The 13,522-nt window shown below is 68.2% G+C and carries 14 protein-coding genes; 8 read left to right on the top strand and 6 right to left on the bottom strand.

The annotated features are described in order from the left end of the window. Position 1 precedes the first annotated feature (1 nt). From pqqD to pqqB, 3 genes are read left to right on the top strand one after another with little or no spacing between them, the layout of a single operon-like run. The gene (pqqD, locus tag H4W30_RS14490; RefSeq protein ID WP_126735668.1) at positions 2 to 274 is read left to right on the top strand and encodes a pyrroloquinoline quinone biosynthesis peptide chaperone PqqD; all 273 of its coding nucleotides are present in this window, start codon (positions 2 to 4) and stop codon (positions 272 to 274) included. Further along, complete coding sequence (pqqE, locus tag H4W30_RS14495) at positions 265 to 1,344, top strand: pyrroloquinoline quinone biosynthesis protein PqqE (protein ID WP_192743310.1); 1,080 nt, start codon at positions 265 to 267, stop codon at positions 1,342 to 1,344. Before pqqD ends, pqqE begins: the two co-directional genes overlap by 10 nt. Next, complete coding sequence (gene pqqB, locus H4W30_RS14500; protein ID WP_192743311.1) at positions 1,341 to 2,198, top strand: pyrroloquinoline quinone biosynthesis protein PqqB; 858 nt, start codon at positions 1,341 to 1,343, stop codon at positions 2,196 to 2,198. Before pqqE ends, pqqB begins: the two co-directional genes overlap by 4 nt. Here the strand turns inward: pqqB and H4W30_RS14505 are convergent. Then, on the bottom strand, positions 2,195 to 3,169 hold the full coding sequence (locus tag H4W30_RS14505) for an aldo/keto reductase (RefSeq protein WP_192743312.1): 975 nt from the start codon (positions 3,167 to 3,169) through the stop codon (positions 2,195 to 2,197). The genes pqqB and H4W30_RS14505 overlap by 4 nt on opposite strands. A gap of 107 nt (positions 3,170 to 3,276) precedes the next feature. Between H4W30_RS14505 and H4W30_RS14510 the strand changes: the two genes are divergently transcribed. Both H4W30_RS14510 and H4W30_RS14515 read left to right on the top strand, forming a co-directional pair. Continuing rightward, positions 3,277 to 3,795, top strand: a complete 519-nt coding sequence (locus H4W30_RS14510) for an ArsR/SmtB family transcription factor (protein WP_192743313.1) — start codon at positions 3,277 to 3,279, stop codon at positions 3,793 to 3,795. After that, entirely contained in the window at positions 3,792 to 5,012 is a 1,221-nt protein-coding gene (locus H4W30_RS14515) for an MFS transporter (RefSeq protein ID WP_192743314.1), read from the top strand. The genes H4W30_RS14510 and H4W30_RS14515 overlap by 4 nt, the downstream gene beginning before the upstream one ends. A gap of 51 nt (positions 5,013 to 5,063) precedes the next feature. Here the strand turns inward: H4W30_RS14515 and H4W30_RS14520 are convergent, their stop codons facing one another. Together H4W30_RS14520 and H4W30_RS14525 are read right to left on the bottom strand one after the other, a co-directional pair. Next, positions 5,064 to 6,440, bottom strand: a complete 1,377-nt coding sequence (locus tag H4W30_RS14520; RefSeq protein WP_192743315.1) for an amidase — start codon at positions 6,438 to 6,440, stop codon at positions 5,064 to 5,066. 7 nt (positions 6,441 to 6,447) lie between these two features. Continuing rightward, entirely contained in the window at positions 6,448 to 7,437 is a 990-nt protein-coding gene (locus H4W30_RS14525; RefSeq protein WP_192743316.1) for a D-2-hydroxyacid dehydrogenase, read from the bottom strand. A gap of 98 nt (positions 7,438 to 7,535) precedes the next feature. Between H4W30_RS14525 and H4W30_RS14530 the strand changes: the two genes are divergently transcribed. The 3 genes from H4W30_RS14530 to H4W30_RS14540 are packed head-to-tail and all read left to right on the top strand — an operon-like array spanning position 7,536 to position 9,787. Then, entirely contained in the window at positions 7,536 to 8,276 is a 741-nt protein-coding gene (locus tag H4W30_RS14530; RefSeq protein ID WP_126735675.1) for a maleate cis-trans isomerase family protein, read from the top strand. Between the two features lie 44 nt (positions 8,277 to 8,320). Then, positions 8,321 to 9,091, top strand: coding sequence for a maleate cis-trans isomerase family protein (locus tag H4W30_RS14535; RefSeq protein WP_192743317.1), 771 nt, complete (start codon positions 8,321 to 8,323; stop codon positions 9,089 to 9,091). Positions 9,092 to 9,094: 3 nt separating this feature from the next. Next, complete coding sequence (locus H4W30_RS14540; RefSeq protein ID WP_192743318.1) at positions 9,095 to 9,787, top strand: GntR family transcriptional regulator; 693 nt, start codon at positions 9,095 to 9,097, stop codon at positions 9,785 to 9,787. Positions 9,788 to 9,791: 4 nt separating this feature from the next. On the opposite strand, the gene H4W30_RS14545 is transcribed toward H4W30_RS14540, so the two are convergent. The 3 genes from H4W30_RS14545 to H4W30_RS14555 all read right to left on the bottom strand — a co-directional run bounded on the left by H4W30_RS14545 (position 9,792) and on the right by H4W30_RS14555 (position 13,464). Further along, a complete protein-coding gene (locus H4W30_RS14545) occupies positions 9,792 to 10,268 on the bottom strand; it encodes a DUF4262 domain-containing protein (protein ID WP_192743319.1) in 477 nt (158 codons plus the stop codon). Between the two features lie 662 nt (positions 10,269 to 10,930). Continuing rightward, positions 10,931 to 12,004: a tartrate dehydrogenase gene (locus H4W30_RS14550; RefSeq protein ID WP_192743320.1), complete on the bottom strand. Its 1,074-nt coding sequence runs from the start codon at positions 12,002 to 12,004 to the stop codon at positions 10,931 to 10,933. Beyond that, the gene (locus tag H4W30_RS14555; RefSeq protein WP_192743321.1) at positions 12,001 to 13,464 is read right to left on the bottom strand and encodes an NAD-dependent succinate-semialdehyde dehydrogenase; all 1,464 of its coding nucleotides are present in this window, start codon (positions 13,462 to 13,464) and stop codon (positions 12,001 to 12,003) included. Before H4W30_RS14555 ends, H4W30_RS14550 begins: the two co-directional genes overlap by 4 nt. Positions 13,465 to 13,522 lie beyond the last annotated feature (58 nt).

The raw sequence follows: 13,522 nt of genomic DNA on the forward strand, positions 1-13,522 counted from the left end.
CATGACCACCCTCGAACCGGGCTCGGTGCCGCGGCTGCGGCGCGGAGTCCGGCTGAGCTACGACCAGACCAGGGAAACACACGTTCTTTTGTTCCCCGAAGGCGTGCTCGTCCCGAATCCGACCGCCGCGGCCGTGCTTTCCCTCTGCGACGGCGTCGAAGACGTCGCGGGAATCGCTTCGGCCCTGCGCGAGCGCTACACCGGGGTGCGCGAGGAAGAGATCCTGGACGTCCTGTCCCGGCTGGGAGAACGGCGGATCGTCGAATGGACCTGAACACCGCGGCGCCGCTGGGCATGCTCGCCGAGCTGACCCACCGCTGCCCGCTGCATTGCCCGTATTGCTCGAATCCGGTCGAACTGATCACGCGCGACAGCGAACTGTCCACAGAGGAATGGCTTTCCGTGCTCAGCCAGGCACGGGAACTCGGCGTACTCCAGGTGCACATGTCCGGCGGCGAGCCGCTCGCCAGACCGGATCTCCCCGTCCTGGTCGAGCACGCCACGAAGCTGGGGTGCTACGTCAACCTGGTGACGTCCGGGCTCGGCCTGACGGAGTCCAGATTGGACGATCTCGTCGAACGCGGCATCGCGCATATCCAGCTGTCCGTCCAGGGCGCGACCGCCGACCGCGCGGACCGGCTGGCCGGAGCGCGGGCGCACGACCGGAAACTGGTCGTCGCCGGACTGATCAAGAAGGCCGGTTTGCCACTGTCGGTGAACGTCGTCCTGCACCGGCAGAACCACGATCAGCTCGCCGGGATCATCGACCTCGCCGAGGAAATGGGCGCGGACCGGCTCGAACTGGCCAACACGCAGTACTACGGCTGGGCCCTGCGCAACCGCGACGCCCTGATGCCGACCCGGCGGCAACTCGAGGAAGCCGAGCCGATCGTGCGGGCGGCCACCGAACGGCTGCGTGGCCGCATGGAGATCATCTACGTCGTCGCCGACTACTACGAGAAGTACCCGAAGCCGTGCATGTACGGCTGGGGCGCACGGCAATTGACCGTGGCGCCCGACGGGAACGTGCTGCCGTGTCCCGCGTCGACGGCGATCGAGACACTGGAATTCGACAACGTGCGCGACAGGCCGCTGGCGTGGATCTGGTACGAATCCGGCTCCTTCAACGCCTTCCGCGGCGAGGACTGGATGCCGGACACCTGTGGCACGTGCGATCGGCGGGGGATCGACTTCGGCGGTTGCCGCTGCCAGGCGTTCCAGCTCACCGGTGACGCCTCGGCGACGGATCCGGTGTGCTCGCGTTCGCCGCATCGAGAGGTCGTCGACCTCATTCTCGCCACGCGGGCGAAAACGGACGAGCTCGTGATGCGGACGCCACGATGAGGGTGATCCTGCTCGGCACCGCGGCGGGTGGCGGCTTCCCGCAGTGGAACTGCGCCTGCGCGCTGTGCGTTTCGGGCGCGCCGCCGCGCACGCAGGACTGTGTGGCGGTGAGCGCGGACGGCGAGGGCTGGTACCTGCTCAACGTGTCGCCGGACATCCGCGCGCAGATCCTCGCCACGCCGCCCTTGCGTGCCGGGCCGGGGCCCCGGGAAATCCCGCTGCCCGGGGTGTTGCTGACCGACGCCGAACTCGATCATTCACTCGGCCTGCTTCTCCTGCGGGAAGCGGGCGGTCTGCCGGTGTGGGCGCCGGACGCCGTGCTGGGCGCGCTCTCCGAGCAGTTCCCGGCGCGGTCGATCATCGACGGTTACGGCGGCTGGGACTGGCTGCCGTCGTCGGATGTCTCCATCGACGGTCTCCGCGTGAGCGTGCTACCCGTGAGCGACAAGCGGCCGAAGTACGCGCGTTCGTCCACTGAGGACGGTCCTTGGGTGGTGGCGTACCGGATCGAAGACGTCGAGACCGGTGGTGTCTTCGTTTACGCGCCCTGCCTGAAGAGCTGGCCGGACGGATTCGACGACTTCACCCGCGATGCCGGACTGGTGCTGCTGGACGGGACCTTCTACGCGCCGGACGAGATGTCGGGCGCCACCGCGGCCGAGGCCGGCGCTCAACCGGCGATGGGCCATCTGCCGATCACCGGCAGCCTCGCGAAGCTCCGGCCCGGCCCTCGGTGGGCGTACACACATCTGAACAACACGAACCCGGTGGTCGATCCGGCGTCGCCCGAACACGCCGCCGTGCTGGCCGGCGGCGCCTCGCTTCCCTTGGACGGTACCGAATTCAAGCTCTAGGCGACACCTTCGGGGCTCGCGCCCGACACGGGAACGGCGTCGGCCGTGAGCCGGTCGATCTCCACGAGATCGTCCGCGGTCAGGTCGATGCCGGCGGCGGCGAGACTGCCCTCGATGTTGGCCACCTTGCGCGCGCCCACGATCGCGACGTGCACCCCCGGCTGGGCGAGTGTCCACGCGATCGCGAGCTGGCTGACGGAGATTCCTTTGCCCGCCGCGAATTCCTTGAGCCGGTCGACGACGGCGAGATTGCGCCGGAAGGTCTCGCCGGTGAACGCCGACGACCGTGACCGCCAGTCGGTCTTCTCGAACGTCGTCTCCGTCGTGAAGGATCCGGTCAACAGTCCGCTGCCGAGTGGGCTGTACACGAGCACGCCGATGTCGTTCTCACGCGCGTACGGGAGAGGATCGGTTTCGATGTCGCGGCGGAAAAGGTGATACGGCGGCTGCAGGGTTTCCACGGGCCGGGTCTTGTCGAAGGCGGCCAGCGCCGCGGCGTCGTAGTTCGAAACTCCGACGTGCCGGATCTTCCCGGCGTCGACGAACTCCTGCAGGATCCCCGCCGTCACTTCGGCCGGAGTGCCTGGGTCGGGCCAGTGGATCTGGTAGAGGTCGATGTGGTCGACGTCGAGGAATCGGAGGCTGTCCTCGATGCCCTGCGTCAGCCAGTCACGCCGCGAGTCGCGCGGCCGTTCGGAACGAGGCTTGATGCCGCCCTTCGTGGCGATGACCAGGTTGTCGCGGTCGCGCTTGAGTTCCTCGCGCAGGGCCTTCCCCAGCATCGCTTCGGACTTCCCGAAACCATAGGCCTGTGCGGTGTCGAAGAAGTTCACCCCGAGTTCGCGGGCGTGGTGGATCGCCGCGATCGCCGCGTCCTCGTCGAACGAACCCCAGTCCCCGCCGAGCTGCCAAGTGCCGAAGGCGATCCTCGACACCTCGAGACCGCTCCTGCCCAATGTCGTCGTACGCATGTCTCCAGCAGAGCACAGACCTCGGATCACCGCACCGGATCTCCCGGCCAATGAAACCCCCAAATAACTGTTTGACGGTTCGCGTCCCGGCAGTCGATACTCGTCCCATGCCCGAGTCCCCCGGCCTCGACGAGCTGCGCGTCCTCGCCCATCCCGTCCGGCTGCGCATTCTGTCCCTTTTGACCGGTGCCGCGATGAGCGCGGCCGAAGCCGCGCGCGAACTCGGTGAGACACAAGCGAATGTCAGCTATCACCTGCGGCGGTTGCACGAGGCCGGCCTGCTGGACGTCGTCGAGGAGGTCCGGATCCGGGGTGGGCTGGCGAAACGCTACCGGCACGACCCGGAGTCCGGATCGCGGTTCACCTCGGCGAATCCGCGGGAGGAACAGCTCCTCATCGCGACAATGGCCGAAGAACTCAAGCGCCGCAGCGAATTCCGCGTTCCCGGCAAACCGGGGTCGACGAGCGACGCGGAGATGTGGGTCGACCGCGAGACCTGGGGGAAGGCGCTCGAACACGCCCGCGAACTGAGCGACCTTCTGCACTCCGCCGCGAAGCCGCCCCGCACCCGGGGCACGATCCCGGTCAGCGCGACGGTCTCGCTGTTCGAAATGAGGCGACGGTGACGTCCCTGCGCGAACCACTACGCCATCACAACTTCCGCTGGCTGATCGGCGGCCGCACGTTCGGGGAGTTCGGCAACGCCGTCGCCCCGCTCGCGCTCGCGTTCGCGGTGATCGACCTGACCGGTTCGGCCGTCGACATCGGCATCGTCGTCGGCGCGCGGTCCGTGGCGAGCGTGGTCCTGCTGCTGTTCGGCGGGGTGCTGGCGGACCGGCTGCCGAGGTCGGTGATCCTGCAGGGCACCGAACTCGCCGCCACGCTGACCCAGGCGGTCATCGCGGCGAGCGTCCTTTGTGGATTCGCGTCGATCCCGCTGCTGGTCGGCCTGAGCGTGGTCAACGGCGCGGTGGCCGCGATCTCCGCACCGGCGTCGGCGTCGCTCACCCCACTGACCGTGCCCGCCACCCTGCTCGCGCAGGCCAACGCGCTGGCCAGACTGTTGTCGAACTCCGGCCGGATCGCCGGCGCCGGGCTCGGCGGGATCCTCGTCACCGCGGTCGGCCCCGGCTGGGCGCTCGCCGGGAACGCGCTGCTGTTCCTGGGCTCCGCCCTGTCCTACCGGTGCATCCGCCTCAGCCGCCGGGAACGGATCCCCGGCAGCCGCCCGCTGGCGGAACTCGTCGAAGGCTGGCACGAGTTCCGGTCGCGCACCTGGGTGTGGGTCGTGGTCGTGCAGTTCATGGTGGTGAACGCCGTCATCGCCGGAGGGATCGCGGTGCTCGGCCCCGTCGTCGCCGACGGCACTTTCGGACGCTCCGGCTGGGGATTCGCCCTCGCCGCGCAGACGATCGGCTCACTCGTCGGCGGGATCCTCGTGGCCCGATGGCAGCCGCGGCGCGCGCTGTTCGTCGGTGTCGCGGTGATCCTCTTCGAGGCGCCTCCCCTGATCCTCCTCGGCCAGGCTCCCTTGCTGCCGCTGCTGCTGGCGGCCATGTTCGTCTCCGGGCTGGCGATCGAGCAGTTCGTGGTCGCGTGGGACGTCTCGCTGCAGGAGAACGTGCCCGAGGACAAACTCGCGCGCGTCTACTCCTACGACATGCTCGGTTCCTTCATCGCCCTGCCCCTCGGGCAGATGGCGGCCGGGCCCGCCGCGCAGCACTTCGGGGTCAGCACCACCTTGCTCGCGTGCGCCGCGCTGGTCGTGGCCGCCACCGGTCTCGCGCTGTGCAGCGGCCAGGTGCGCGGCCTGGTCCGGAAGTCCCACGCCGCGCAGCCCTGACCCGTCGCCCCGCGAAGTGGTAGCAAAGGTCCCTTGCTCCCTTTCCGCAGGTCACGGCCAGGGACGGACCTCCTCGAGGAGCTTCGCGACCGCGAGCACCAGGTCGTCGGAGTGCCGCGGGCCGACGATCTGCAGGCCGACCGGGAGGCCCCGCGAGGTGCGGCCCGCCGGCACGCTGATGGCGGGCTGCTGGGTCATGTTGAACGGGTAGGTGAACGGCGTCCAGTCCGGCCAGCTGCTCAGCCCGCTGCCCGGCGGCACCTCGTGCCCGGCTTCGAAGGCGGTGATCGGGAGGGTCGGTGTGATCAGCACGTCGTAGCGCGTGTGGAACTCGCCCATCAGGATGCCCAGCGCGGCCCGCTCGGCGTTGGCGCCGAGGTAGTCGCTCGCGGAGAAGGTCTTGCCGAGTTCCCACACCTTCCGCAGCCCGGGATCGACCTTCGTCTCCGAACCGGCGGGGAAGGTGTCCAGCCACTTGGCCGCACCTGTCGACCACAGGATGTCGAAGGCCGCTTTCGGGTCGGTGAAACCGGGATCGGTCTCTTCGATGTGCAGGCCCGCGTCGCCCAGCGACCGGACCGCCGACTTGACGATCTCCGCGACCTCCGGGTCGACGTCGACGTAGCCGAGCGTCGGCGAGTAGGCGGCGATCAGCCCGCGCACGTCCCGGCGGACGGCCTCGCGATAGGTCGAGACCGGCGGGGCGAGCGCGGCCGGGTCGCGGTGATCGGGCAGCGCGAGGACGTCGAGGAGCAGCGCCGTGTCGTCGACCGAACGCGCCATCGGGCCGGCGTGCGAAAGCGGTCCGAACGGGCTCGCCGGGAACAGCGGGATCCGGCCGTGTGTCGGTTTCAGCCCGACGATTCCGCAGAACGAAGCCGGGATCCGGATCGAGCCGCCGCCATCGGTGCCGACGGAGAGTTCACCCATCCCCGCCGCGACGGCCGCGGCGCTGCCCCCGCTCGAACCGCCCGCCGTCGTCGACGGGTCGATCGGGTTGCGGGTGATCCCGGTCAGCGTGTTGTCGGTGACGCCCTTCCACGCCAGCTCCGGCGTCGTGGTCTTTCCCAGCAGCACCAAGCCGTTCTCACGCAGCCGCGCGGTGACCGGGCTGTCGACGTCCCACGGCTGGTCCGGGTCGATGCATCGCGAACCGCGCAACGTCGGCCAGCCCTGGGTCAGGAACATGTCCTTGATCGAGGCCGGAACGCCGTCGAGCCAGCCGATCGGGTTGCCGTCCCGCCAGCGGATCTCGGACGCTTTCGCCTGTTCGAGCGCGCCGTCGGCGTCGACCAGGCAAAAGGCGTTGGTCTCGCCGTCGCGTTCCTCGATGGCGCGCAAGGCGTTCTGGGTGGCCTCGACCGGCGACAGCTCTCCGGTGGCATACGCCGCGACGAGCTCGCTCGCGGTCGACTTGGTGTCGTTCATCCGGCCCCTAACCTTGGCGAAGCGTCTCCGACGGCACGTACCCGAGCTGCTTGTCCACGACGTTGCGCAGCGGCTCCCCCGCGCGCCAGCGACGGAAGTTGTCCGCGAACACCTCTACCAGAGTATTACGCCAGCCGACGAAGTCGCCCGACATATGCGGCGAGATCAGCACGTTCTCCATAGTCCACAAAGGACTGTCGGAGGGCAGTGGCTCGGTGTCGAAGACGTCGAGCGCCGCGCCGCCGAGCGGCCCGTCCCGCAGTGCGCCGATCAGGTCCGAGGTGACGACCAGTTCGCCGCGGCCGACGTTGATGAACCGCGCTCCGGGCTTCATCGCGGCGAAGGTCTCGGCGTCGAACATGCCCTTCGTCTGCTCGGTCAACGGCGCGACCGCGACGACGTAGTCCGCCCCGGGAAGGTGGCGCGCGAGGTCCGAAGACGCGTACACGTCCCCGAAGTCGGGATCGTCCTCACGAGGACGACGTCCGACGCCCGCCACCGACATCCCGGCCGCCCGCAGCAGCCGCGCGATCGACCGGCCGATCGGACCCGTGCCGACCACGAGGACCCGGCGGCCGGAGATCCGCTCGCTCTCGCGGTGCTTCCACTGCTTTCGCCGCTGCAGGTCCCACGAACGAACGAAGTCTTTGGCGAACGCGAGGACGACTCCGAGGACGTACTCGGCGATGGCCCCGTCGAAGACCCCTCGGGAGTTGGTGAGCACGACGTCGCTCTCCTGCAGCCCCGGGAAGAGGACGGGGTCGACGCCCGCACTGGCGATGTGCAGCCAGCGCAGCTTGTCGGCCGCGTGCCAGGCGCCCGGGACGGCGGTCGAAAGGAAGTCGTAGACGAAGAACGCGTCGGCTCCGGATAACGCGTCAGCCAACCCGGCCTCGCCGGTGTAACGAACCACCGCTCGGTCTTCGATAGCGCGCATGTCCGGTGGGCGCGTGTCTCCGCAGAGCACCGCCAGCACAGGGGTCTCCGAGGCGATCACGTTGACACCGTAAAAGTGGCTCGTATGATTGTCAACAATCCGAGGAACGACCCCCGGAGCACCGGACTGTGACAGCAGAAGTTTCCGGAGGCTGAGACTTGGATTTCGACTTACTGGAGTTCGAAGGCCCGTTGGCGCAGCGCGGTATCGGCGTGATCGCCCCCTTCGACCTGGCCCTGGAACGCGAGCTGTGGCGCTGGGTGCCCATGGAGGTCTCCCTCCACCTGGCCCGGACACCGTACGAGCCCGTGCCCGTCAGCATGGAGATGGCCCAGCTCGTCAGCGACAGCAGGCATCTCGCCGCCGCCACGCGGGACGTGCTCCACGTGGAGCCCGAAGTCGTCGCTTATCTGTGCACCTCCGGCAGTTTCGTCAACGGTGTGGACTACGAACGTTCTCTGACCAAGGCGATCTGCGACGCGGGCGCGACGGACGCCGTCACCACGTCCGGAGCACTGGCGGAGGTCCTGCATCAGCTCGACCTCCACCGGGTCTCGGTGCTCACCCCCTACGACGGCGACCTGACCGGGAAGCTGCACGACTTCCTGGCCGAGCTCGGCGTCGACACCGTCTCGAGCGACCATCTCGGCCTGGGTGGCGGTATCTGGAAGGTCAGCTACCGGACCATCGCCGAGCGCATCCTCGCCGCCGACCACGCCGACGCCGAAGCCATCTTCGTCAGCTGCACCAACCTCCCCACCTACGATCTGATCGAGCCACTCGAAAGCGCGCTCGGCAAACCGGTCCTCACCGCGAATCAGCTCACCATGTGGGCCTGCCTCCGGCGGATGAACCTGCCGATCGTCGGGCCCGGCAAGTGGCTCCGGGAGGTCGACTGACCTCTTCGCCTACGATTGTCGACAATCTGCCCTCCGGAGGTTCCGTGCCCATCACGCCGTTCGCCCCACCCGAGCCGCCGTCCGAGACGACCACCATCGGGTTCATCTACCCCGATCACGCGGCCGAAGACGACTACCCGCTCGCGGAACAGCTCCTCGGCGGGGACATGGCCGGGATCAAGCTGCCGGTCGAGCACATCTACGGAACCGATCTGCACGCCGTTCCCGAGCTCTTGGACCTCGGCAGCGAAAGCCGGCTCGCCGACGGCGCCGCGCTCCTGGCCAAACACGAACCCGACGCGGTGGTGTGGGCGTGCACCAGCGGCAGTTTCGTCTACGGCTGGGAAGGCGCCCGCGATCAGGCCGACCGGCTCTCCGCCGTCGCAGGTGTCCCGGCGTCGAGCACTTCCTTCGCCTTCGTCAACGCCGCGCGGGCCCTCGGTGTCCGGCGGGTCGCGGTCGCCGCCAGCTACCCGGACGACGTCGCCCGGCTGTTCGTCGAGTTCCTCGGCGCGGGCGGGGTCGAAGTGGTCTCGATGGGCAGCGCGGACATCGACACCGCGGCCGAGGTCGGCGAACTCAGCCCGGAAGCCGTCGTCGAGCTCGCGGTGAGCCGGGACCACCCGGCCGCCGACGCGCTGCTCGTCCCCGACACCGCCATGCGGACGCTCGGCGAGATCAACACGCTCGAAACCAGGCTCGGCAAGCCCGTGCTGACCGCCAACCAGGTCACCGTCTGGGAAGGGTTGCGGCTCACCGGGAAGTCGCCGCTCGTCCGCACACTGGGCGCGCTGTTCGGGAGAAGGGACCACTGAACCATGTCCTTGCCGGATATCGAGCCGGTCAGCCGGGAGTCGACCGCCGGGATCATCGCGCGCCAGTTGCGGGACGCGATCATGACCGGCGCTCTCCCTCCCGGCACCCAGCTCGGTGAAACGGATCTGGCCTCCCGGTTCCAGGTTTCGCGGGGGCCGCTGCGCGAGGCGATGCAGCACCTCGTCTCCGAAGGGCTCCTGCGCAGCGAGCGCCACCGCGGCCTGTTCGTGATCGACCTCGAACCCGGCGACGTCTACGACATCTACTCGGCGCGCTCGGCCATCGAGCGCGCCGCGATGCTGCGCGCGCTGCGCGGGGACAGGGAGCGGGTCGCCGCCGAACTCGAAGAGGCCGTGCGTGCCATGGCCACCGCCGCGGACGACGACGACCCGACCGCGCTCTCCTGGGCGGATCTCCGTTTCCACGAGGCGCTGATCGCCGCTTCCGGCAGCAAACGGCTCGTGCGCATGGCCAGGACCCTGCTGATCGAGACCCGGATGTGCCTCACCGCGCTGCAGGGCACCTATCAGCGGGTCGAAGAACGGGTCACCGAGCACACCAGGATCATCGAAGCCCTGCGCGCCGGCGACGAGGAGACCGCGCTGTCGCTGCTGGAAGCCCATATGGAGGACGCCGTCCAGCGGCTGGCCCCGGGAACCAGCCTGCGGGAAGGCGAAGCGCCCGCGGTGCCTTGAGCCTTCAGCCACGGCCCCGCACCCCCAGCACCGGCTGACCGCCCGTCCCGCCGCGGAAATCACCGTCCCACGGCCAATTGCCGTGCTCGTCCTCGTAGACCAGTTGCAGCGCACGGAATTCTTCGCCGTACAGGAGAACCGCGGTGAGCAGATGGGCCGACGGTGAACTGAGCGAAACGACCTCGAACGACGGCCATCCCACCGCGGCGGGCAGCACCTCACCCGCCTCCGGAGGCCCCGACCGGACCACCTGCTGGGCGAAGTAGTTCAGCAGCTGGCCGGATCTTCGCTCCCTCAGGCCGGTGACGACGAGTTCCGGCAGCCCGGCGTCGGTGAGCCCGACCGTGTACGCGAAGCCAGGTTGGACCGTGCCGCGCTCGACCGTCTGCACCATCCAGCCGTACTTCCGGATCAGCGGCCGCACTTCCTCGACGAGGTAGTCGGCGCGGGTCTTTCCGGGGTTGTCGCAATGCCAGCACATCAGCGCTCCTCAAGTCGTCGAATCCGATGACCGGCACTGTGCACCGGGGCACCGACAAAAACTCGCGACCCGGGGTGACGCGCAGGCGGCGAACGGGCTTTCGTGCTCGATTTCGCGCAGATACTCCCTTTCAGGGCAACACTTTCGACTTGCTAGGAAGAAATTCGACGGAGTTCCGGAGAGGCAAGGAACCGGGCTCGCGATGGACTGCCAGCGCCGTCGCCTCGGAAGTGACATGCGCTCGGCATGGAATGCTTGCAGGGATCCGAATTCACCGGCCCGCGGCGCCACTCAACGACTCCACTGCCCCATCGGGAAGGCTGAATGAGTCACCCCGACATGTCTCCCTGAGCGACGCTGTGTCGCGAAAGCCACTTTCGGGACATAAGACGTCCTCAGAGTGGCTTTCGCGACACGGCTGCGGAGATCTCGTCGTATCTGAACGCCACAGGAGCACGAGTGGCGAACCAAAGGCCGCCGGGTTCCGCACCACACCTAACGCGGCTACAGCCTTACGCCCCCTGAATACGTGAAGGCCCCCTTCACTGCGTCTAGCGCAGTGAAGGGGGCCTTCACGTACATTCAATTCTGTTCTACTTCCAGGAAGCCATGAATGTACCGTTCATGACTTCCTAGACTTGACACCCCACTGTGCGGATGGTTCAAGATAGAGCGGCGACCACCGCGGACCCGAGTTCGGCGGTGGTGGACTTCCCGCCGAGGTCGGGGGTTTGCACGGCCCCCTCCTCGAGAACCTTTTCCACCGCCGCGCGTACGGCCTGTGCCGCAACGGTTTCCCCGAGATGGTCGAGCAGCATCGCCCCCGCCAGGATCTGCGCCACCGGATTCGCGATGCCCTGTCCGGCGATGTCGGGAGCGCTGCCGTGCACCGCCTCGAACATGGAAGGGAGCTCACCGGTCGGATTGATGTTGCCCGAAGGCGCCATTCCGAGCCCGCCCGTCACGGCCGCCGCCAGGTCGCTCAGGATGTCGCCGAACAGATTGGAAGCCACCACGACGTCGAGCCGGTCCGGCGCCTGCACCATCCGCGCGGCGAGCGCGTCGACATGGCACTGCTCGGCGTGCACGTCCGGGTACTCCGCGGAGATTTCCGCGAAGATCTCGTCCCAGAACGGCATCGAGTGGATGAGCCCGTTGGACTTGGTCGCCGAACAGACACGTCCCGTGCGTGTCTTCGCCAGTTCGAACGCGTAGCGGATGATCCGCTCGACCCCGACCCTCGTGAACACGGATTCCTGTAAGACGAACTCGTTCCCCAGCCCACGATTGTGCCTGCCGCCGAGCTCCGAGTACTCGCCCTCGGAGTTCTCCCGGACGATCACCATCTCCAGTTCGTCGGCGCCGCGGCCGGCCAGCGCCGACGTCGTCCCCGGCAGCAGCCGGACCGGCCGGAGGTTGACGTACTGGCTGAACGCACGCCGGACCGGAATGAGGAGACCCCACAACGACACGTGGTCCGGGACGCCGGGAAAGCCGACGGCGCCGAGAAAGATCCCGTCGAAAACCGAAAGCCGCTCGATCCCGTCGGCGGGCATCATCGCGCCGGTCTTGGCGTACCGCTCACAGCTCCAGTCGAACTCCGTCCAGGACAAGGAGAAACCATGCGATGCCGCCGCGCGGTCGAGGACCTTGCGGGCCTCGACCGTCACGTCCACGCCGATCCCGTCGCCGGGAATGCTCGCGATCCGATAGGAGGTCCCTGCTCGAGAAATCACAGGGCCACCGCGATGTACTTGGTCTCGAGGAACTCGTCGATGCCGACGCTGCCGCCTTCACGGCCGAGCCCGGACTGCTTGATCCCGCCGAACGGTGCCGCCGGGTTCGAAACCAGTCCCTGGTTGAGGCCGATCATGCCCGCTTCCAGCCGCTCCGAGACCCGCAGTGCCCTTTTGAGATCGGAGGTGTACACATAGGACACGAGCCCGAACTCGGTGTCGTTCGCCGCCGCGATGGCCTCGTCCTCGCTGTCGAACGGAGTGATCGGGGCGACCGGCCCGAAGATCTCTTCTGAAGCGAGCCTGGCGTCCTTGGGCACGTCGGTGAGGACCGTCGCCTGGTAGAAGTTGCCCGGACCGTCCACTGTGGATCCACCGGTGAGGACGCGCGCCCCTCGCTCGGTGGCGTCGGCGACCAGGCCGCTGACCTTCTCGACGGCGGCTTCGTCGATGAGCGGGCCGACGACGACACCCTCCTCGGTGCCGCGCCCCATCGGCAAGGCCTCCATACGCTCGGTGAGGCGCCGGGAGAACTCGTCGACGATGCCTCGCTGGACATAGAAGCGATTCGCGGCCGTGCAGGCCTCACCGATGTTGCGCATCTTCGCGGTCATCGCTCCGTCGATCGCCGCGTCGAGGTCGGCGTCTTCGAAGACGAGGAAGGGGGCGTTGCCGCCGAGTTCCATCGAGGTCCGGAGCACCTTGTCCGCGCACTGCTCCAGCAGCTTCCGCCCGACGCCGGTCGAGCCGGTGAAGGACAGCTTCCGCGCGCGGCCGTCGCGGATCAACGGCTCCATCACGCCGCCGGAGTCCGACGTCGTGAGCACGTTCAGCACACCTTCCGGCAGTCCCGCTTCGGCGAGGATCGCCGCGAGGGCCAACATCGAAAGGGGGGTTTGAGCGGCGGGTTTGATGACCATCGTGCAGCCTGCCGCGACCGCGGGCCCGATCTTTCGGGTGCCCATCGCCATGGGGAAGTTCCACGGCGTGATCAGCAGACACGGACCGACGGGCTGCTTCGTCACGAGGAACCGGCCCGACCCGTTGGGAGCCACGGCGTAACCACCGTCGATCCGGACGGCCTCCTCCGCGAACCAGCGGAAGAATTCGGCCGCGTAGGTGATCTCGCCCTTCGATTCCGCGAGCGGTTTGCCCATCTCGAGGGTCATCAGCAGCGCGAGTTCGTCGGCGCGCTTGATCAGCAGCTCGTAGGCGCGGCGCAGGATCTCGCCGCGTTCGCGCGGGGCGACGTTCGCCCAGTCGGCCTGTGCGGCGACGGCCGCGTCAAGTGCGCTGACACCGTCCGCCGGTGACGCGTCGGCCACCTCGCACAGGGCTTCACCTGTCGAGGGGTCGAGAACGGGGAAGGTCTTCCCGTCCGTGGCGGGCACCCACTTGCCGCCGATGAACAGTTCCTTGCCGACCGACGTGACCACGCCGGCCTCACTGATCGAGCTCATCCCAACGCTCCTCCATGTTGTCCCGAACGCCATGCTATGGATATTGTCAACAATCGAC

This window comes from Amycolatopsis roodepoortensis, assembly GCF_014873915.1.
Lineage (GTDB): Bacteria > Actinomycetota > Actinomycetes > Mycobacteriales > Pseudonocardiaceae > Amycolatopsis > Amycolatopsis roodepoortensis.

Bases quoted from the DNA above. Each gene is read 5' to 3' on its own strand.
- H4W30_RS14555 (WP_192743321.1), bottom strand. From the start codon at position 13,464: ATGAGCTCGATCAGTGAGGCCGGCGTGGTCACGTCGGTCGGCAAGGAA.
- H4W30_RS14520 (WP_192743315.1), bottom strand. From the start codon at position 6,440: ATGAACGACACCAAGTCGACCGCGAGCGAGCTCGTCGCGGCGTATGCC.
- H4W30_RS14510 (WP_192743313.1), top strand. From the start codon at position 3,277: ATGCCCGAGTCCCCCGGCCTCGACGAGCTGCGCGTCCTCGCCCATCCC.
- H4W30_RS14540 (WP_192743318.1), top strand. From the start codon at position 9,095: ATGTCCTTGCCGGATATCGAGCCGGTCAGCCGGGAGTCGACCGCCGGG.
- pqqD (WP_126735668.1), top strand. From the start codon at position 2: ATGACCACCCTCGAACCGGGCTCGGTGCCGCGGCTGCGGCGCGGAGTC.
- H4W30_RS14505 (WP_192743312.1), bottom strand. From the start codon at position 3,169: ATGCGTACGACGACATTGGGCAGGAGCGGTCTCGAGGTGTCGAGGATC.
- H4W30_RS14545 (WP_192743319.1), bottom strand. From the start codon at position 10,268: ATGTGCTGGCATTGCGACAACCCCGGAAAGACCCGCGCCGACTACCTC.
- pqqB (WP_192743311.1), top strand. From the start codon at position 1,341: ATGAGGGTGATCCTGCTCGGCACCGCGGCGGGTGGCGGCTTCCCGCAG.
- pqqE (WP_192743310.1), top strand. From the start codon at position 265: ATGGACCTGAACACCGCGGCGCCGCTGGGCATGCTCGCCGAGCTGACC.